The organism is Sphingomonas sp. CCH5-D11 (assembly GCF_001557395.1).
GTDB lineage: Bacteria > Pseudomonadota > Alphaproteobacteria > Sphingomonadales > Sphingomonadaceae > Sphingomonas.
Genome location: NZ_LSKH01000252.1, coordinates 1 through 19929, shown reverse-complemented (window position 1 = coordinate 19929; position 19929 = coordinate 1). Strand labels below are relative to the sequence as shown.

The window sequence follows — 19929 nt, the reverse complement described above, 5'->3', positions numbered from 1 at the left end:
CCTACGGCACTTACGCCACCCTCGCCCGCGCCGCGGCCGCCTTCGGCCGTGCCGGCGCCACCGCGCTCGCGATCAGCCCCACCCACGCGCTCTTCCCCGGCGACCCGGGCCGCTTCAGCCCCTATGCCCCGTCCTCACGCCTCTTCCACAATGTCATGCTCGCCGATCCATCACTGGTCGGCATGCCGTTTCCGGATGAGCCTGCACCCGACCTGATCGACTGGCGAACCTCCCACGATGTTCGTTTAAACCACCTGCGGCTTTCGTTTGCGAATGCCTCTTCCGAAGTTCGGGCCAAGGTTGCGGCGTACGTGGCCGAAACCAGGCCGAACGTCTCCGATCACGCGCTGTTCGACGCTATAAACCTCCACTTCGGCGGCCAGGGCTGGCCCGCCTGGCCCGCCGAGCTTCGTGATCCTGCCAGCCCCGCGGTCCAACGCTTCGCCGCCGAGCACGCCGATGACGTTGCCTTCTTCACCTATCTTCAATGGCTCGCCGACCAAGGCCTTGCACACGCACAAGAATGTGCCCGGGACCACATGGCAATCGGCCTTGTTGCGGACCTCGCCGTCGGCACCGATCGTGGCGGCAGCCACGGCTGGAGCGCTCCGCAGGATCTCCTCACGGGCGTTACCATCGGCGCCCCCCCCGATCCGCTCGGCCCCGATGGTCAGAACTGGGGCATCTCCGCCCTCGACCCCTTCGCCTTGGCACGCACCGGCTTTGCGCCTTTTATCAACACCATACGCACCGCGCTGCGTCATGCCGGCGGTCTCCGTATCGATCATGCAATCGGCCTTGACCACCTCTGGATCGTTCCCGACGGCGGCACCGCGGTCGATGGCGCATATCTCACCATGCCAGGCGATATCCTCAAGAATATCGTCGCGATCGAGGCACATAGGGCCGGGGCAATCGTCATTGCGGAGGATCTGGGCACCGTCCCGCCCGGCCTGCGCGACGATCTCTCCCGGCGCGGCATGCTCGGCATGCACGTCCTACCGTTTGAACGGGACGAAGAAGGCGATTTTGTCTCGCCTGCCCAATGGGATGCGGACGCCGTAGCCATGACTGGCACGCACGACACGCCCACCGTCGCCGGCTGGTGGAAGGGCCGCGATCTCGATTGGCGGGCGAAGATCAGCGGTCGGGCCGCAAGCCTTGAGAGTCGAACAGACGAACGCAAGTCCCTGGCACAAGCTATTGGAATAGCTACTGTCGCCCCGGAGCCAGCGCCGCTGGATCAGGTCCTCGCAGCGGTGTCCAATGCGCCCGCCGCCCTCGCCATCTACCCGCTCGAAGATCTGCTCGGCCTTGAGGAGCAACCTAATCTGCCCGGCACCGTTGACGAGCATCCCAACTGGCGCCGCCGCATGCCCGCCGCCACTGATCAGCTGCTCGCCGACGTGACTGTCGCCGCCCGTACCCAGATGCTTACCGCCAAGAGGCCCGGATGATCCCCCGCGCGACCTATCGTCTTCAGTTTTATAAGGATTTCACCTTTGCTGATGCGGAGGAGATCGTGCCCTACCTCGATCGCCTCGGCATCAGTCACATCTACGCCTCCCCCATCACCACCGCGGCGCCGGGCTCGACCCATGGCTATGACGTGGTGGATCCCACATCGATCAATCCCGAACTCGGCGGTGAGGAAGGCTTCCGCAGCTTGGTCAAGGTGTTGCGGGCGCGCGGCATGGGCATGATCATCGACATCGTGCCCAACCACATGGGTGTGGCCGGTGATACCAACCCCTGGTGGAACGACGTGCTCCGCCACGGCCGCGCCAGCGACTATGCCGAAATCTTCGACATCGACTGGTCGCGCCCGATCGTTCTTCCGGTCCTCGGCACCTCGCTGACCCAAGCCTTGGCGGAAGGCGTGATCAAGGTTGAGCATCGTAACGAGCGTTGGTGGATAACTGCCTATGGAGAGCAGCATTTTCCGCTCCGTGACGAAGACCAGAATGCACCGGACCGGGAACGGATCGGGGCGCTCCTTGCCCGCCAGCACTATCGTCTCGCGCTCTGGCGCACCGCTAACGACGAGCTCAACTGGCGGCGCTTCTTTGCGATCAACGAACTCGCGGGCGTGCGGATCGAGGATCCAGCGGTGTTCGAGAAAACGCATCAGCTCTACTTCCGCTTGCATGCGGAAGGGCTGATCGACGGCGTGCGGGTCGACCATGTCGACGGCCTCACGGATCCGCTCAGCTACTGCCGTGCTCTACGCGAACGGCTTGGGCCCGATGCATGGATCGTCATCGAAAAGATCCTTGGTCCAGGTGAGGCGCTATCGGAAGAGTGGGCGGTAAATGGCACGAGTGGTTACGATTTCATGGAGGATGTCGCAGCTCTGCTTCACGATCCCGCCGGCGCCGCGCCGCTCGGCGCCTTATGGCATGACGTCAGCGGCCGACCCGCTGAGCTGCATTCGGAAGAACTTCTCGCAAGGCAGCAACTGCTCGCGTGGCAATTCACCGGTCAGCTCGAAGGCTGTGTCGATGCTTTTGCACGGATTGCTCCCGATGGCGTGACCCGCGCCATGCTGCGCCGCGCGGTCGAGCGATTGCTCTGGGTCTTTCCCGTCTACCGCACCTATGGCCCGGACGCGCCCGCCAGCGATGCGGCGATCCGCAAGGAAACGCGCAGTCGGGTCGCGCCGCATCTCCCACCGGGGGAGGAGAAGGTGGCGGACCTCATCCTTGAATGGCTGGCCGGTAACGGTTCGGGCAGTGTCGAAGAACGAGCTGACGCGGTGCGCCGCTTTCAACAACTCTCTGCACCAATCGCCGCCAAGGCATTGGAAGACACGGCTTTCTATCGCTATGGCCGCCTGCTGTCGCGAAACGACGTAGGCTTCGATGCCGCTCGGATGACAATGGAGCCTTCGACCTTTCACGAGCGCATGATCGCCCGCGCGCGGCACTGGCCTCGTGCCATGCTGACCACCGCGACGCACGACCACAAGCGTGGCGAAGACACGCGCGCGCGGCTCGCAGTGCTGAGCAGCATGCCTATGCGCTGGCGTGAAACGGTTGTGGGATGGGAGGCGATTGCAGAGCCGATGTCCAGCGATGTCGATCGCGGGGACCGCTACATGCTGTTCCAGTCGCTTCTCGGCGCCTGGCCCGATCGACTGACCGACGACTTCGCCGACCGCATCTCCGCCTGGCAGACCAAGGCTCTGCGCGAGGCCAAGCTGCGCTCATCCTGGGAAGCACCCAACGAAGACTATGAGACGCGCTGCAACGATCTTGCCCGCGCGCTCATCACCGACCCACGCTTTACCGCAGCCATCGAGAGCTTTCTCGCCGAGATCGCACCCACTGCTGCCCGGAACAGCCTCGTTCAGGTCGCATTGCGATACACCTTGCCCGGCGTGCCGGACCTGTATCAGGGCACAGAATTGGCAGATCTCAGCCTCGTTGATCCCGACAACCGGCGCGCAGTGGATTTCCCCGCGCGCTTCGCCGCGCTCGACCTTCCCCCGGCCAAGCTCCAACTGATAATCGCGTTGCTGGCGGCCCGACGTGAAAACCCGGCGCTGTTCATCGGCGGCAGCTATGAGCCGGCCAGCGCCACTGGCACCACGCGCCTGCTCGCCTTCGAGCGTCGGCACGGCGACAAGACATTGCGTTGCGCGGTGAAGCTGGACGACAGCAGCCCTGACGGAACGACCATCCGCTTCGCCTCCGGTCCCGAGCACCAAGCTACGCGCCTGTTCGAGGCATCACCTGTGTGGTTCGAGGTCAGCTAAGCGCCTCTCGAGCGATCGGCGTTCACCCCCCCCCGTACGTCAGCTACGCCTGCTGATCAGTCCCGTAGAACAGCTTGCCGATCTCGATCTCCTGCCGCCCCTGCGACACGCGATGGGCATTCGTGTCGCGCAGCGAATAGACGCAGCCGCAATATTCCTGCTGGTAGAAGTTCTCGCGCTTGGAAATGTCGATCATCCGCGCCGCGCCGCCACCCTTGCGCCAGTTGAACGTCCAATAGCTCAGGTCAGGATAACGCCCCGCCGCCCGTTCACCGCAATCGTTGATCTGCGTCATGTTCTTCCAGCGCGAGATGCCGAGCGACGACGTGATCACCGGGAAGCCATTCTCATGCGCATAAAGCGCCGTACGCTCAAACCGCATGTCGAAGCACATGGTGCAGCGTACGCCGCGCTCAGGCTCGTTCTCCATCCCGCGCGCACGCTTGAACCAGTTCACCGTGTCGTAGTCGGCATCCACGAAGGGGATGTCGTGCTTCTCGGCAAAGCGGATATTTTCCTCCTTGCGAAGGATATATTCCTCCTTGGGGTGGATGTTCGGGTTGTAGAAGAAGATCGTATAGTCGATCCCGCTCGCGGTCATCGCCTCCATCACTTCGCCTGAGCAGGGCGCACAGCAGCTGTGCAGCAACACCTTCTTGTGGCCATCAGGCGGCGTCAGGATCGGGCGGTCGATGTCAGTGGTGACGGGCTTGGTCATGGCCTGGCGCATATAGCAAAATGCCCGCCGATCACAGACGTTTGAGCCGCGACGTCCGCGAATCACCCAGCGCCGGCCAAGACTTGGTGCGCGATCCAGAGCCCCGCGAGCGTCGCCAGCCGCTGCTCACGCGGCGCCTTCAACGCCGGCGCGAGGCCGCGAAGATGAAAGCTTCATTCGCAAACTTCGCAGTCTCGCCCTCATGCCATCCGCCGATCTTCGCCCTTTAGATCGCCTGCATGGGTTGCGCGTTTGCGGATAATGCACAAATGGTAAGCCGTGATCGTACGAAGCGACGCGCACAACTCGGGAGAGTCTCGGAACCGTGCGCGGCGCCAAGCCAGACAGAGATTCAGCCATGAACCGCGCCCATCGCAAGCAACTCCCCGGAACCCAGGTCGACTTCTTCGACACGCGCGAAGCGATCGAGGCGATCCGACCGGGCGCTTATGACGGCCTGCCCTATGTGGCGCGTGTCCTGGCCGAGCAGCTCGTTCGCCGCTGCGACCCCGCTTTGCTCACCGACGCCCTCACCCAGATCGTCGAGCGCAAGCGGGATCTGGACTTCCCCTGGTATCCCGCGCGCGTCGTCTGCCACGACATTCTCGGCCAGACCGCGCTCGTCGACCTCGCGGGTTTGCGCGACGCGATCGCCGATCAGGGCGGCGACCCGGCGAAGGTCAACCCCGTCGTTCCGACCCAGCTGATCGTGGATCACAGCCTCGCCGTCGAGCACGGCGGCTTCGACCCGCAGGCGTTCGAGAAGAACCGCGCGATCGAGGATCGCCGCAACGAGGATCGCTTCCACTTCATCGAATGGACCAAGGAGGCGTTCCAGAACGTCGACGTGATCCCCGCCGGCAACGGCATCATGCACCAGATCAATCTGGAAAAGATGTCGCCCGTCATCCAGCTGCGCGACGGCGTTGCCTTCCCCGACACCTGCGTCGGCACTGACAGCCACACGCCGCATGTCGATGCGCTGGGCGTTATCGCAATTGGCGTTGGTGGGCTGGAGGCGGAGACGGTGATGCTTGGCCGCGCGTCGATGATGCGCCTGCCCGATATCGTCGGCGTCCGCCTCACCGGCAAGCGCCAGCCGGGCATCACCGCTACCGACATCGTTCTCGCAATCACCGAATTTCTCCGCAAGGAACGCGTCGTCGGCGCGTGGATCGAATTCTTCGGCGAGGGCGCGGACAGCCTGACGATCGGCGATCGCGCGACCATCTCGAATATGTGCCCGGAATATGGCGCGACCGCGTCGATGTTCTACATCGACCAGCAGACGATCGACTATCTCCTGCTCACCGGCCGCGAGAGCGAGCAGGTCAAGCTGGTCGAGACCTATGCCAAGCACACCGGCCTGTGGGCCGATGCGCTCAAGACCGCCGAGTATGAGCGCGTCCTTGAGTTCGACCTCTCCACCGTCGAGCGCAACCTCGCCGGCCCGTCTAACCCGCACCGCCGCCTGCCGACCTCCGCACTGGAGGAGCGCGGCATCGCGGTAGATCTCGAGAAGGCACAGGCGGAGGAACGCGCAGGCCTGCTCCCCGACGGCGCGGTGATCATCGCCGCGATCACCAGCTGCACCAACACATCGAACCCGCGCAACGTCGTCGCCGCAGGGCTTGTCGCAAAAAAGGCCAACGAACTCGGCCTCGTCCGCAAGCCTTGGGTGAAGTCCAGCTTCGCCCCCGGCTCGATCGTCGCGCGTCTCTATCTGGAGGAAGCCGGCCTGCTTCCCGAACTGGAAAAGCTCGGCTTCGGTATCGTCGCCTTCGCGTGCACCACTTGCAACGGCATGTCGGGCGCACTGGACCCCAAGATTCAGCAGGAGATCATCGACCGCGATCTCTACGCGACTGCCGTTCTCTCAGGTAACCGCAACTTCGACGGCCGCATTCACCCCTATGCCAAGCAGGCGTTCCTCGCCTCGCCGCCGCTCGTGGTGGCCTATGCGATTGCCGGCACCGTCCGTTTCGACATCGAGCGCGACGTGCTGGGGGTGGTCGACGGCCGCGAGATCCGCCTCAAGGATCTCTGGCCCACCGACGAAGAGATCGACGCGATCGTCGCCGCGCACGTGAAGCCCGAGCAGTTCCGCAAGGTGTACGAGCCGATGTTCGGCGCCCGCGCGCGCTCGGCGGAGAAGATCAGCCCGCTCTACGATTGGCGCCCCACGTCCACCTACATCCGCCGTCCGCCCTATTGGGACACCGAGGGGGTCGGCGCGCTCGCGGCACATCCGCGCACGCTGAAGGACATGCGCCCGCTTGCAATCCTGCCCGACAACATCACGACCGACCACCTCTCGCCCTCGAACGCGATCCTCGCCAGCTCCGCGGCCGGCGAATATTTGACCAAGATGGGCGTGCCCGAGGAGGACTATAACTCCTACGCCACCCATCGCGGCGATCACTTGACGGCGATGCGCGCGACCTTTGCCAACCCGCAGCTCGTCAACGAGATGGCGGTGGTCGAAGGCGCGGTGAAGAAGGGGAGCCTTGCCCGCGTCGAGCCCGACGGCAAGGTGATGCGCATGTGGGAGGCAATCGAGACGTATCTTGATCGTGCTCAGCCGCTGATCATCATCGCCGGTGCCGACTACGGTCAGGGCTCCTCGCGTGACTGGGCTGCCAAGGGCGTGCGCCTCGCCGGCGTCGAAGCGATCGTCGCGGAGGGCTTCGAGCGCATCCACCGCACCAACCTCATTGGCATGGGCGTGCTGCCGTGCGAGTTCAAGCCGGGCACCACCCGCCTGACGCTCGGCCTCGACGGCACTGAGACCTATGACGTGGTCGGTGAGCGCCGCCCCGGCGCCACGCTGACGCTGATCGTCCGCCGCAAGGACGGCTCGACCGAGGAAGTCCCCGTCACTTGCCGCCTCGACACGGCGGAGGAGGTCTCGATCTACGAAGCCGGCGGCGTCCTCCAGCGCTTCGCCCAGGACTTTTTGGCGTCGGAGGCGGCCGCAGCGTGACGCCCGCCGCACACACTACCGTCACCCCGGCCTTGTGCCGGGGTTCAGCCGTCCGCGAACCTAGCGGCGCCGGATACGCGGCACCCTGGATGCCGGCACAGGTCCGGCATGACGAAGTGAAGCAAAGCGAGGCAGCACGCCAATGACCGGCCAAACCCGCATTCCCGCCACCTACATGCGCGGCGGCACCAGCAAGGGCGTGTTCTTCCGCCTTGAGGACCTCCCCGAGTCCGCTCGCACTCCCGGTGCCGCTCGCGACAAGCTGTTCCAGCGCGTCATCGGAAGCCCCGACCCCTATGCCGCGCAGATCGATGGCATGGGCGGCGCGACTTCCAGCACCAGCAAGTGCGTGATCGTCTCGCCGAGCAGCCAGCCCGACCACGACGTCGATTATCTATACGGCCAGGTGTCGATCGACACCGATTTCGTGGACTGGTCCGGTAATTGCGGCAATCTCTCGACCGGCGCTGGCGCCTTCGCGATCCACGCCGGCTATGTCGACGCGAACCGCGCCGAGAACGGCATCTGCATCGTCCGCATCTGGCAGGCGAACATCAACAAGACGATCATCGCCCACGTCCCGGTCGCCAATGGCGAAGTGCAGGAAACCGGCGACTTCGAACTCGACGGCGTCACCTTCCCCGCGGCCGAGATCGTCCTCGAATTCGTCGACCCCGCCGACGACGGCGAAGAGGGTGGCTCAATGTTCCCCACGGGCAATCTCGTCGACGAACTTGACGTGCCCGAGGAAATCGTCCCCGGCGGCAAGCTAAAGGCGACGATGATCACCGCGGGCATTCCGACCATCTTCGTGAACGCCGCCGACATCGGCTTCACCGGCACCGAGCTGCGCGAGACGATCAACACCAATCCCGACACGCTCCGCCGCTTCGAGGCGCTGCGCACGATCGGCGCGCTCAAGATGGGCCTCATCAAGTCGCCCGAGGAAGCCGCCAAGCGTCAGCACACGCCCAAGATCGCCTTTGTCGCCCCGCCGACCGATTACCCCTCCTCCAGCGGCAAGATCGTGAAAGCCGGTGATATCGACCTGCTCGTCCGCGCCTTGTCGATGGGCAAGCTCCACCACGCGATGATGGGCACCGCCTCGGTCGCCATCGCCACCGCCGCAGCCGTCCCGGGCACGCTCGTCAACCAGGCGGCCGGCGGCGGCGAGCGCCAGTCGGTCCGCTTCGGCCACCCCTCCGGCACCCTGCGCGTCGGCGCGGAGGCCCGCCAAGTCGACGGTCAATGGACCGTCACCAAAGCGATCATGAGTCGAAGCGCCCGCATCCTGATGGAAGGCCACGTCCGCGTGCCGGAGGGCAGCTTCTAGAAACAACCGTTCGTGCTGAGCCTGTCGAAGCACGTGCCCCGAACGGTAGCGCTTGTAACACGCCCCACGCAGGGCGAACGGAAAAGTAGAAAGAGGACCGAAAGAGCATGACCGACACCGCCACCGCTCCCACCTTCAAGCCGAAGAAGTCCGTCGCCCTCTCGGGCGTCACTGCCGGCAACACCGCGCTGTGCACCGTCGGCCGCACCGGCAACGACCTGCACTATCGCGGCTATGACATCCTCGACTTCGCTGAGGGCGCGGAATTCGAGGAGATCGCCCACCTCCTCGTCCACGGCTGGCTCCCTAATCCCGCCGAGCTCAAGGCGTACAAGGCCAAGCTCAAGGCGCTGCGCGGCCTCCCGCTCGCGGTGAAGGAAGCTCTCGCCGCCCTCCCCGCCGCTGCCCACCCAATGGATGTGATGCGCACCGGCGTCTCCGCACTCGGCTGCGCGCTGCCCGAGAAGGATGACCACAACAGCCCTGGCGCCCGCGACATCGCCGACCGGCTGATGGCCAGCCTCGGCTCCATGCTGCTCTATTGGTATCACCTGTCGAACAACGGCGTGGAGATCGAGGTCGAGACCGACGACGAGTCGATCGGCGGCCACTTCCTCCACCTCCTTCACGGTGAGAAGCCGAGCGACAGCTGGGTGCAGGCAATGCACACGTCGCTGATCCTCTATGCCGAGCATGAGTTCAACGCCTCGACCTTCACGTCGCGCGTCATCGCCGGCACCGGATCGGACATGCATTCGTGCATCACCGGCGCGATCGGCGCGCTGCGCGGCCCCAAGCACGGCGGCGCCAACGAAGTCGCGTTCGAGATCCAGAAGCGCTACCAGAACCCGGACGATGCCGAGGCCGACATCCGTCGCCGGATGGAAGCCAAGGAAGTCATCATCGGCTTCGGCCACCCGGTCTATACGATCAGCGACCCGCGCAACGTCGTCATCAAGCGCGTCGCCAAGAAGCTGTCGGACGAGGCCGGCTCGACCAAGATGTACGACATCGCCGACCGCCTCGAGGCGGTGATGATGGAAGTGAAGAAGATGTTCCCGAACCTCGACTGGTTCTCGGCCGTCTCCTATCACATGATGGGCGTCCCCACCGCGATGTTCACGCCGCTGTTCGTGATCGCCCGCACCAGCGGCTGGGCCGCGCACGTCATCGAGCAGCGCGAGGACAACAAGATCATCCGGCCCTCGGCGAACTACACCGGCCCCGAAGACCTCAAGTGGGTGCCGCTGGCCGAGCGCAAGTAAGCCTGTGCGCGACGGTCAGCCATCAGTGACCCGCAATCTCGTTATGCGCAGCGCTTACCAAAAAAGCGCTGCGCGAGAGGTTGCGCCGCTTGGCCGCCGCGTCGATCGCAGCAAGCGTGGCCGCATCTACGGTGAAGTTCACGCGTACGGTGCGGCCGCCGGATCGGACGAACGGCACTGCCATCAGCATGGCGGCTCGGTCGTCCGCCTCCAATCCGTCTCGGATCGCATTCATGTCTCGGGCGGGATAACTTCCAACATCCTCGCCTTCCAGGAACAGGTCGATCGCCTCGATCGCGTTGCGCTCCAGTTCGGCCAAGTCTTCTCCCGCCGAGAAGCATCCCGGAAGATCGGGAAAGGCTATGCCGTAGCTGCTGTCCGCATCCTTGTGGACGACGCCGATATAGTAGGTCATGGCATTTCCTCAGATCCAGCCGGCCATCCGGGCGATGCTGCGCGCGGTGCCCAGCGGCAGGTCTTTCTTGGGATGCGGCACGATGATCGTGATCGCACCCTTGCGAAACTTGTGGTGCGATCCCTTCGCACCGATCAATTCGTAACCCTCGTCGCGGAGCCGCTTTACAATCAGTCTGCTGTTCCGCTCCATAAGTATATAGATACGCACTGACCAGATCGCGTCAACATCGAAGCCGACCCATAAGGACCTTCCAATGCCCTACCTCCTCGCCTCCGACCTCCCCACCGAATCCGCCGGCAAGCGCTTCCGCGCGGGCCTTGAGCGCCCCGGCATCTTCCAGCTGCCCGGTGCGCACAACGGCCAGGCCGCGATCCAGGCGCGCAATGCCGGCTTCGACGGCCTGTATCTGTCGGGCGCGGCGATGACCGCGTCGATGGGCCTGCCCGATCTCGGCATCATCACTGTCGACGAAGTTGCTTTCTTCATCCGCCAGATCGTCCGTTCGTCGGGCCTGCCGCTGCTGGTCGACGGCGACACCGGCTATGGTGAGGCGCTGAACGTCATGCACATGGTCCGCACCTTCGAGGATGCCGGCGCCGGCGCCGTCCATCTTGAGGACCAGATCCTGCCGAAGAAGTGCGGGCACCTGAACGGCAAGAACCTGGTCTCCGCGATGGACATGGCGACCAAGGTCGCCGCCGCGAAGAAGGCCGCGCGCGACATCGTCATCGTCGCCCGCACCGACGCCGCCGGCGTCGAGGGCTTCGACGCGGCGGTCGAGCGCGCCAAGCTCTATGTTGAGGCGGGGGCCGACGCGATCTTCCCCGAGGCGCTGAACACCCGCGAGATGTTTGAAAAGTTCGCGAAGGCCGTGCCCAACGTGCCGCTGCTCGCGAACATGACCGAATTCGGCAAGACGCCCTTCTACACCGCCGCCGAATTCGAGGCGATGGGCTATAAGATGGTGATCTGGCCGGTCTCGTCCCTGCGCGTCGCCAACAAGGCGCAGGCCGAACTCTACGCCTCGATCAAGGAAAACGGCGGCACCCACAAATACGTCGACCGCATGCAGACCCGCCAGGAACTGTACGACACGATCGGCCTGCACGACTTCGAGGAACTGGACGCCAGCATCATCAAGACGGTGGTGCCGGTGATGCCCAACGCCTGATCCTTGCCTTACGTCACCCCGGCCTAAGCACCAACGTCACCCCGGCCTTGCGCCGGGGTCCAACGTCCCGCACACGCTGAAGCCGAAGCTCTCGCTGCACGTTGGATCCCGGATCAAGCCCGGGATGATGGCAGCGGGTGAGCTGACCTGACCCCCAATCGTCATGCCGGCCTCGTGCCGGCATCCAGCCCTCCGCAAACTCCACAGCCGTTGAAAGCGAGGCTCTCTGGATGCCGGCACAAAGCCGGCATGACGGAGGCAGCACTTTCCGCAACATCCGCAACCCGCTACTCCTTTCCGCAGAGCCGAAGCGAAAGGTGCGAAGGAATGCGGAAGACCTTCATGGGCGTGCGCCTCCGCCGCCTGCGCGAAGAACGCCGCCTGAAACAGGTCGAGCTCGCCCAAGCGCTCGGCATCTCGACCAGCTACCTCAACCAGATCGAGCAGAATCAGCGCCCTCTCACCGTCCCCGTGCTGCTCAAGATCAACCAGGTCTTCGGCATCGACGTCCAGCTCTTCTCGGAGGACGAGGAAGCACGCCTCATCACCGACCTGCGCGACAGCCTGACCGAAGCGCCCGAGCCGATCGCACTCGCCGAAATCCGCGAGCTCGCCACCAACATGCCCGCAGTCGCGCGCACGCTGATTGCGCTCCATCGCCGCCAGCGTGACCTCACCGAGCGCACCGAGGCGATGGCCGCGCAGCTCGGCGACCAATGGATTGAGGGCGGCGGCGCGCGCATGCCGTTCGAGCAGGTCCGCGAGCTCTTCTACGCCAATTACAACCATATCGAGCCGCTCGATCAGGCGGCCGAAGCGCTCTACAAAGAGGCCGGCTTCGGCCCGCGCCGTGTCCATGCCGGGCTGATCGGACGTCTGCAGGATCGCCACGGCATCACTGTTGCTTTGTCCGAGCCCGGCGCGGTGCAGCGCCGCTACGATCCCGCCACCCGCACGCTCCACATCTCGCCGGACCTGCGCGCCGGGCAGCAGGCGTTCCAGATGGCGACCCAGCTCGCCTTTCTCGAACTCGGCGACCTCATCGACCGGCTCGCCGACGATCCCATCCTCACCGGCCCCGAAGCGCGCCGCCTCGCCCGCATCGGCCTCGCCAATTATTTCGCCGGTGCGCTTTTGCTGCCCTACGCCGATTTCCTCGCCGAGGCGGAGGCGCAGGCGTACGATATCGAGAAGCTCGGCCGCCATTTCGGCGTGGGGTTTGAGACGATCTGCCACCGTCTTTCGACGCTCCAGCGCCCCGAGGCACGCGGCGTGCCCTTCTTCTTCATCCGCGTCGATCGCGCCGGCAACATCTCCAAGCGCCAGTCGGCCACCGACTTCCACTTCTCGCGCGTGGGCGGCAGTTGCCCCCTGTGGAAGGTGTACGAGGCCTTTGTGCAGCCCGGCCGCGTGCTGCGTCAGGTCGCGCAAATGCCCGACGGACGCACCTATCTGTGGGTGGCCCGCACGGTCCGCCGCACCGCCGGCGCTTTCGGGGAGCCGGGCAAGACCTTCGCCATCGCGCTCGGCTGCGACATTCGCCACGCGCATCGGCTGGTGTATTCGCGCGGCTTCGACCTCACGGATCCGCGCGCGGCCACGCCAATCGGGGTCGGATGCAAGGTATGCGAGCGCGCTGCCTGCCCGCAACGCGCCTTTCCCATGATCGGGCGTCCGGTCGCCGCAGACGAAAACCGCGCGACATTGACGCCCTATCCCGTCGCATAGGTTTGCAACCATGGCGCGAAGGCTACCGTCGTCGAAGTCGAGCAGCCAATTTATCTGTGATAATGAGATTAGCTTGCAATAGCACGCAAACGTTTCTAGCGGGCCTCTCGTTCAAGGGAGGCAATAATGACGATGATGTCCGCACTACTCGCCAGTGCAGCGGCGATTGCCGCGCCTGAAACGGCGGCGGATACACAGCGCAGCGACGACATCGTCGTCACCGGCCAGCGCAGCGAAGGCAGCGATGATTATGGCGTCACCGATCAGCGGACCGCCACGCGTATCCAGATGAGCCAGCGCGAAACGCCGCAGTCGATCAGCGTCGTCACCCGCGCGCAGATCGAGGATTTCCAGCTCAACGACGTCAATGCGCTGCTCACCACCGTGCCCGGCGTCAGCGTCCTCACTTCCGACACCGACCGCATCTACTACTCGGCCCGTGGGTTCGACATTCAGACGTTCCAGATCGACGGCATTGGCCTTCCGTTCTCGTTCGGCATCCAGACCGGCTCGATCGACACCGCCATCTACGACCGGATCGAGGTGGTGCGCGGCGCGCCGGGCCTGCTGTCGCCGACCGGCAATCCATCGGCCGTGGTCAACTTCATCCGCAAACGCCCCTTCCGGGAGATCAAGGCGTCGGCGAGCGCGCAATATGGCTCCTTCGACAATCTTCGCTTCGATGCCGATGTCAGCGTGCCGCTCACCAAGGATGGATCGATCCGCGCCCGCGCCGTTGGCGCCTTCCTTGATACCGACAGCCATCTCGATCGCTACGGCCTGCGCCGCTGGACCGGGTACGGCATCGTCGAGGCGGATCTCGGCCCCAACACCGTGATCAGCGCCGGCTACGGCCATCAGGACCATCGCAGCCGAGGCGCCATGTGGGGCGCGATCCCACTTTATTACACGGAGGGTACCCGCATCGAATTCGATCGCACCGCCAATTATGCGCCGGACTGGTCGAGTTGGGGCGTGGTCGATCGCCAGATCTTTGGTGATCTGACGCATGATTTCGGCAACGGCTGGACGGGCAAGGTTTCCGTCCTGCGCCGGGCGACGAGCGAAGACGACACGCTCTTCTACGTCTACGGCAATCCCGTGCGCGGCGCGCCGGGCGGCATCGATCTCGGCGATCCTGACGACCCGCTCGATACCCGCGCCATCTTCAGCTATCCCGGCGCTTTCCGCGGCCAGACCCGCAACCTCACCATTGACGCCTATCTCAGCGGCAAGCTGTCCGTCGGCGGCCGCGACCATGATGTGGTGCTCGGGCTTCAGCGCGGCGCGGAGAAGTACCAGCAATATTCCAGCTACGATTACAGCCAGGTTGGCATCCCGCTGTCGCTCGACACCTTCTTCGACGGCACCTTCCCGCAGGTGAACTTCCCGGAACCGTACGACCTCAGCCTCGACACCCACACGGTACGCGAGACGATCTACGGCCTCGTCCGGCTCAACCCCGCCGATCCGCTCAAGATCATGCTGGGCGGCAACTACACCCATGCGACGAGCGAGGGCACGTCCTACGGCACGCCGCAGGCCTATGATCGCTCACGCTTCTCGCCCTTCGTCGGCGCGACATTTGACGTCACCTCGAACATCAGCCTCTACGCCAGCTACGCCAAGATCTTCCGCCCGCAGGTGGAGGTGAGCGCGACCAACGAGATCCTGCCCCCGATCGTCGGCGACAATATCGAGGGCGGCGTGAAGGGCGAATGGTTCGACGGCCGCCTGTACGCGAGCGCCGCATTGTTCCAGGCGCGCCAGAACAATACCGCCTTCGGCCAGTTCGATCCAACGCTCGGCCGCACCGTGTACATCCCGGTCGATGCCAAGTCGCAAGGCGTGGAGCTCGAATTCGGTGGCCAGCTCGCGCCCGGCCTCCAGGCGACCGGCGGCTTCACCTTCATGAAGATCCGCAACGAGGATGACCAGCCCGAGCGCACCTTCGTACCGCGCAACATCGGCCGTCTCAACCTCACCTATTCGCCGCCGTCGCTGCCTCAGCTGAAGGTCGGCACGTCGATCCAGTACCAGAGCGACTTCTATTTCGAGCCCGGCGGGCTCACTCCCGCGGGCGATCCGATCCGCCTCGATCAGGGCGACTATGTCCTAGCTGACCTGATGGGCCGCTACGAATTGACGCCCCACGTCGCGCTCAGCGTCAACGTCCGCAACGTCACCAACAAGCGTTACCTGAGCGCGCTGACCTTCGACCAGAGCTATTACGGTGCCCCACGCACCGTGCTAGGGACGATCACCTTCCGCTATTGAGTACCGCCTCACTCAGCCGTTCGGGCTGAGCGTGTCGAAGCCCGTGCCATGCAGCGCCGAGCCATGTGGCACGCCCTTCGACAAGCTCAGGACGAACGGCGGTAGGCAGCCATCGCCGCCCCTAAATTCCCCGCGTGTGCCGCCAACAGCGCCGTGGCTTCCGCGGCGCTCGCCCCAAGCGCCACTAGCACCGCCTGCCGGATCTCCTCGCCCGCCGCATCGAGCGCCCGCGCCGCAGCTTGCCCGTCAACGCCGGCGATCGCACCCACCATCCGCTCGGCCCGCGCACGCAGCTTGCGGTTCGATACGCGCATGTTGACCATCAGCCCGCGGTGAACCAGCCCCAGCCGCAGCATGATGGTGGTCGAGAGCAGGTTGAGAACCGCCTTCTGCGCCGTGCCCGCCTTCATGCGCGTCGAGCCCGCCACCACCTCGCTGCCGGTATCGGCGAGCAGCGCATGTTCGGCCTGCGTGAGCAGCGCGGCGCCGGCATTGTTCGCCACGCCGATCGTGAGCGCCCCTGCCTCTCGTGCCGCGTCGATCACCGCCAGCGTATATGGCGTGCGCCCGCTTGCCGCCACGCCGATCACCACGTCGCTCGCGCCGATCGCGGCATCGGCCACCGCTGCACGCCCCGCCAACGGATCGTCCTCCGCGCCCTCGACGCTCTCGATCAGCGCCGCCGTACCGCCCGCCATCAGGAACGCCAACCGGTCGCGCGGCCAGTTATAGGTCGGAAACAGCTCCACGCCGTCCTGCACCGCGACGCGGCCAGAGGTGCCCGCGCCGGCATAGACCAGCCGTCCCGTCGTCCCCAGCCGGCGCGCCGCAGCGTCCGCGGCGGCGGCGATCGCGCCCACCTGACCCTTGATCGCCGCGACGGCGGCAAGCTGCCCCTCCAGCATCGCCTCGATGGCCGTGGCAGATGGCCAGTCGGCAAGGTCCAGATAGCGCGGATCAACCGTCTCGGTGCTCATGCCCCCACCTCCGGCATGAACACCTTTCCCGGGTTCATCAGCCCGGCGGGATCGACCGCTGCCTTGATCCGCCGCATCAGCGCCACGGCATCCTCCCCATGTTCGCGCAGCAGCGCAGCGCGCTTGCCGATCCCGATGCCATGTTCCCCGGTGCAGGTGCCGCCGACCGACAGGGCGTAATCGATCAACCCTTCGTTCACCGCCCGCGCCTTGTCCCAGCTGGCGGAATCGTCCCGCCGCAGCACGAAGAAGACATGGTAATTGCCGTCACCCACATGGCCCAGGATGGGGGCGAGGAGACCCGCGTCATCGATCGCCGCGCGCGCGTGCCTGATCGCCTCCGCCAGCTTGGAGATCGGCACGCAGATGTCGGTCGACCAGGTCACCGCATCGGGCAGCATGGCCCTGGCGGCCGGTAGAGCGGCGTGCCGCGCGCGCCACAATCGCCGTTGCTCGTCGCGGTCAGCGGACATGGTCAGCGCGGCCGCGCCATGGCTGCTCCCGATCGCCTCCAGCTGCTCGCGCTGCTCTTGGATTGAGCGGGGAGATCCATGCAGCTCAACGAACAGGGTCGGCTGTTCCGGCAGGCTGAGCCCGGCATAAGCGTTGCAGGCACGAATCGCCACGGGGTCAAGCAGTTCCATCCGCGCCACCGGAATGCCGCTCTGGATCGTCTCGATCACGGTGCGCACTGCGCCGTCCAGATCGCTGAAGCCCCAGCTTCCCGCCAGCACCGCTTCCGGGATGCCGTGCAGCCGCACCGTGGCCTCGACCACGAGTCCCAGCGTGCCCTCCGATCCGGTAAACAGATGGGTCAAATCATAGCCCGCGGCGGATTTTCGAGCCCGGCTGCCCGTGCGGATCAGCGTGCCGTCGGGCAGCACCACCTTCAGCGCCAGCACGTTCTCGCGCATCGTGCCGTATCGAACCGCATTCGTGCCCGAGGCGCGGGTGGAGATCATCCCGCCAATGGTGGCGTTCGCGCCGGGATCGATGGGGAAGAACAGACCAGTCGCGCGAAGCTCCTCGTTCAGCGCCTCGCGCGTTACTCCCGGCTCCACGACGCACAACAGGTCTTCCGCTGCCACTTCAAGCACGCGGTCCATGCCCGACAGGTCGATCGAGACGGCTCCGCCCACCGCCCCTGCATTGCCCTCCAGCGACGTGCCGACGCCCAAGGGCACGACCGGTACCCCGGCGGCCGTTGCCACCGCCATCAAAGCTTGAACGTCTTCAATGGTGTGCGGCTGCGCCACTGCGTCCGGCAGGCGCGCCTCGTGATGTCCCTCCGCCGCCATGAATTGCGCGCGACCAGCCTCGTGCGTGATCCAGCGCGAGCCAAGGCGAGCGGCCATCTGCTCGCTCAGTTGCGCAAGCCCGGTCATTCGCCAAGCTCCTCGGGCTTCTTCACCTCAGGCGCCTTTACCTCAGGCAAGGCAAAGCCGGCCAGGAACAGTGCGCCGTCAAGCGCGTCGCCCAGCGGCTCGCTGAGCTTCGCCACCGTCCGAGCGCGCAGCCACGGTCGCAGATGCGGTGCCAGTCCGCCCAGGATTGCGCAGGCTGGCGCGCCGCGTTCGAAGATCGCTTCGATGAAGCGTTCGACATGGCCAGCAGCATCCTCCACGATCGACCGGGCGATCGGGTCATCCGCCTGTGCATATTGGATGACGATCGGCGCGAGCGCGGCATAGTCCGCAGGCGTCGCCCGATCCATCCACGCGATCGCTTGCGGAATGGCATGGCCGAAGCGGGCGGCAATGGCGAGCGCCAGCGGGGTGCGCGTTGTTCGCCCATCCAGAGCGCGCAGCGCATGCCGCATGGCGGACAGGCCAAGTGCCGCGCCGCTTCCCTCGTCGGAGATGGGAAAGCCATAGCCTCCGATCGCGAAATCGGCGCCGCCCACACGCAGTTGCGCAATACTTCCAGTGCCCAGGATCAGTGTTGCGCCATCGCGCCCGCGATGCGCCCCCAGGTTAGCGATCGCTGCATCGGTCGCAAAGGAGATGCGCGCCATCCCGAAATCGATCGCGCCCAGCGCTTCTGCGCTTCCGGGTCGGGAAAGGCCCGCAATGCCGATGCCGGCCGAGATCTCGCGCCGCGCACTGCCGGGCAGCCCCGCCGCTTCCAGCGCCTGATCAATCACATCGTCGAACACCGCCCGAACGGCCGCCGCGCCGATCCTCATATTGGCCGGGCCTGCATGTCCGGTTCCGATCACCAAGCCGTTCTGGTCGATCAAACGTGCGCGGCAGTGGCTGCCGCCCGCATCCACGCCGAGATACCAATTCACCATTGCGCCAGCCATTCTGCGCCCGCGATCACCGTACCGCCCATATCGGCTTGTCCCTTCGGTATAACCGGCAGTGATGCCGAATGCTTCTGTTATCGCAGGCGGGATTGACGCGGACGAGCAGGCGTTGAACGATCAGGGGCATGACCCAGTTGGCCGCGCAAGCGGCGCTCGCAGAGCCTCCTTCCGCACCAGCCTCCATCGATCGCCGCGGCATGGCGCTGTACGGCGTTCTCGGCTTCGCGGCGGGGCTGCCTTTCTACATGTTCTCCACCGTGCTGGCGCTCCGCCTGCAGGCACATGGCGTGGCGCTCGCCGTCATCGGCTTCTTCGCCTGGGTGCAATTGCTGCCGACGCTGAAGTTCGTCTGGGCGCCGCTGCTGGATCGCTATGCGGTGCCCGGCTTCGCCCGCTTCTATGGGCAGCGGCGCGGATGGATGATGCTGGCGCAGCTCGGCATTTTCACCTCGTTGGTCGCGATGGCGCTGACCGCCAGCGACGCGTCGCTCGGCATTACTGCCCTGTTCGCGGTCCTGCTGGCCTTTTGGACGACCACCCTGGAAGTGGCCGCGGACGCCTGGCGTATCGAACTTTACCCTTCGCAGGACGAACAGGGCCCGATCGTCGCCGCCAATCTCTGGGGCTATCGAGGGGCGATGGTTGCTGCCGGCAGCGGCGCGCTCCTGCTGGCGGACTGGGGCGGGTGGACGATTGCCTATCTCGCCATCGCCGCCGCCGCCTTTGTCCCGTTCCCGATCCTGGCCGCCATGCCGGGCCGCGGATCGGGCGAGCGGGATAGGGTACCTGCCCTCGCCACCGGCCTGGTCGCCAGCGTCCTGATCCTTGGCGCCGCTTTGGCCATTACCGCGGCCATTGGATGGGTCATCCTCTCGCTTGCCGCCGGTGCCGGGATCGACGCCGATACGAACGTCACTCCCTGGGTGCTTGGCTGTTGCATGCTCCCGTTCCTGCTCATGGCGGTCGCTTTGCCGCAGATCCGCCGCACCCCGCC

Annotated in this window: 14 protein-coding genes and 1 pseudogene; 9 read left to right on the top strand and 6 right to left on the bottom strand. The window is 65.4% G+C overall.

Annotated elements, in window-relative coordinates; all coding sequences use genetic code 11:
• Both malQ and treY read left to right on the top strand, forming a co-directional pair.
• Positions 1-1457 (top strand): 4-alpha-glucanotransferase (gene malQ, locus AX702_RS15915; RefSeq protein ID WP_066781210.1); only part of this gene is annotated, 1457 nt, incomplete at its 5' end.
• Positions 1454-3757, top strand: a complete 2304-nt coding sequence (gene treY / locus AX702_RS15910) for a malto-oligosyltrehalose synthase (protein WP_066781209.1) — start codon at positions 1454-1456, stop codon at positions 3755-3757. The genes malQ and treY, both read left to right, overlap by 4 nt.
• A gap of 43 nt (positions 3758-3800) precedes the next feature.
• On the opposite strand, the gene AX702_RS15905 is transcribed toward treY, so the two are convergent.
• Positions 3801-4475, bottom strand: coding sequence for an epoxyqueuosine reductase QueH (locus tag AX702_RS15905; protein WP_066781211.1), 675 nt, complete (start codon positions 4473-4475; stop codon positions 3801-3803).
• Between the two features lie 358 nt (positions 4476-4833).
• On the opposite strand from AX702_RS15905, the gene acnD reads away from it, so the two are divergent.
• From acnD to prpC, 3 genes are all read left to right on the top strand, one after another.
• Positions 4834-7458: a Fe/S-dependent 2-methylisocitrate dehydratase AcnD gene (acnD, locus tag AX702_RS15895; RefSeq protein ID WP_082746315.1), complete on the top strand. Its 2625-nt coding sequence runs from the start codon at positions 4834-4836 to the stop codon at positions 7456-7458.
• 142 nt (positions 7459-7600) lie between these two features.
• Positions 7601-8791 (top strand): 2-methylaconitate cis-trans isomerase PrpF, encoded by a 1191-nt coding sequence (prpF, locus tag AX702_RS15890; RefSeq protein WP_066781203.1) that lies wholly within the window; start codon positions 7601-7603, stop codon positions 8789-8791.
• 107 nt (positions 8792-8898) lie between these two features.
• A complete protein-coding gene (gene prpC, locus AX702_RS15885; RefSeq protein ID WP_066781201.1) occupies positions 8899-10056 on the top strand; it encodes a bifunctional 2-methylcitrate synthase/citrate synthase in 1158 nt (385 codons plus the stop codon).
• A 22-nt stretch (positions 10057-10078) separates the two neighbouring features.
• Here the strand turns inward: prpC and AX702_RS15880 are convergent, their stop codons facing one another.
• Both AX702_RS15880 and AX702_RS15875 read right to left on the bottom strand, forming a co-directional pair.
• On the bottom strand, positions 10079-10471 hold the full coding sequence (locus AX702_RS15880; protein WP_066781199.1) for a type II toxin-antitoxin system HicB family antitoxin: 393 nt from the start codon (positions 10469-10471) through the stop codon (positions 10079-10081).
• 9 nt (positions 10472-10480) lie between these two features.
• Positions 10481-10681, bottom strand: coding sequence for a type II toxin-antitoxin system HicA family toxin (locus AX702_RS15875; RefSeq protein ID WP_231731892.1), 201 nt, complete (start codon positions 10679-10681; stop codon positions 10481-10483).
• A gap of 46 nt (positions 10682-10727) precedes the next feature.
• Between AX702_RS15875 and prpB the strand changes: the two genes are divergently transcribed.
• From prpB to AX702_RS15860, 3 genes are all read left to right on the top strand, one after another.
• Entirely contained in the window at positions 10728-11645 is a 918-nt protein-coding gene (gene prpB, locus AX702_RS15870; RefSeq protein ID WP_066781193.1) for a methylisocitrate lyase, read from the top strand.
• 327 nt (positions 11646-11972) lie between these two features.
• A complete protein-coding gene (locus AX702_RS15865; protein WP_066781191.1) occupies positions 11973-13373 on the top strand; it encodes a short-chain fatty acyl-CoA regulator family protein in 1401 nt (466 codons plus the stop codon).
• Between the two features lie 126 nt (positions 13374-13499).
• Positions 13500-15650, top strand: coding sequence for a TonB-dependent siderophore receptor (locus tag AX702_RS15860; RefSeq protein WP_066781189.1), 2151 nt, complete (start codon positions 13500-13502; stop codon positions 15648-15650).
• Positions 15651-15736: 86 nt separating this feature from the next.
• Here the strand turns inward: AX702_RS15860 and AX702_RS15855 are convergent, their stop codons facing one another.
• Genes AX702_RS15855 through AX702_RS15845 form a run of 3 tightly spaced genes read right to left on the bottom strand, consistent with a single transcriptional unit; the run spans position 15737 to position 18932 of the window.
• A complete protein-coding gene (locus tag AX702_RS15855; protein ID WP_066781187.1) occupies positions 15737-16627 on the bottom strand; it encodes an N-acetylmuramic acid 6-phosphate etherase in 891 nt (296 codons plus the stop codon).
• Positions 16624-18012, bottom strand: coding sequence for an FAD-binding oxidoreductase (locus tag AX702_RS15850; RefSeq protein WP_066781185.1), 1389 nt, complete (start codon positions 18010-18012; stop codon positions 16624-16626). The genes AX702_RS15855 and AX702_RS15850 overlap by 4 nt, the downstream gene beginning before the upstream one ends.
• A complete protein-coding gene (locus AX702_RS15845; protein WP_231731891.1) occupies positions 18009-18932 on the bottom strand; it encodes a BadF/BadG/BcrA/BcrD ATPase family protein in 924 nt (307 codons plus the stop codon). Before AX702_RS15845 ends, AX702_RS15850 begins: the two co-directional genes overlap by 4 nt.
• A 128-nt stretch (positions 18933-19060) precedes the next feature.
• Between AX702_RS15845 and AX702_RS15840 the strand changes: the two are divergent.
• Positions 19061-19929, top strand: a pseudogene (locus AX702_RS15840) (permease); the annotation flags it as partial.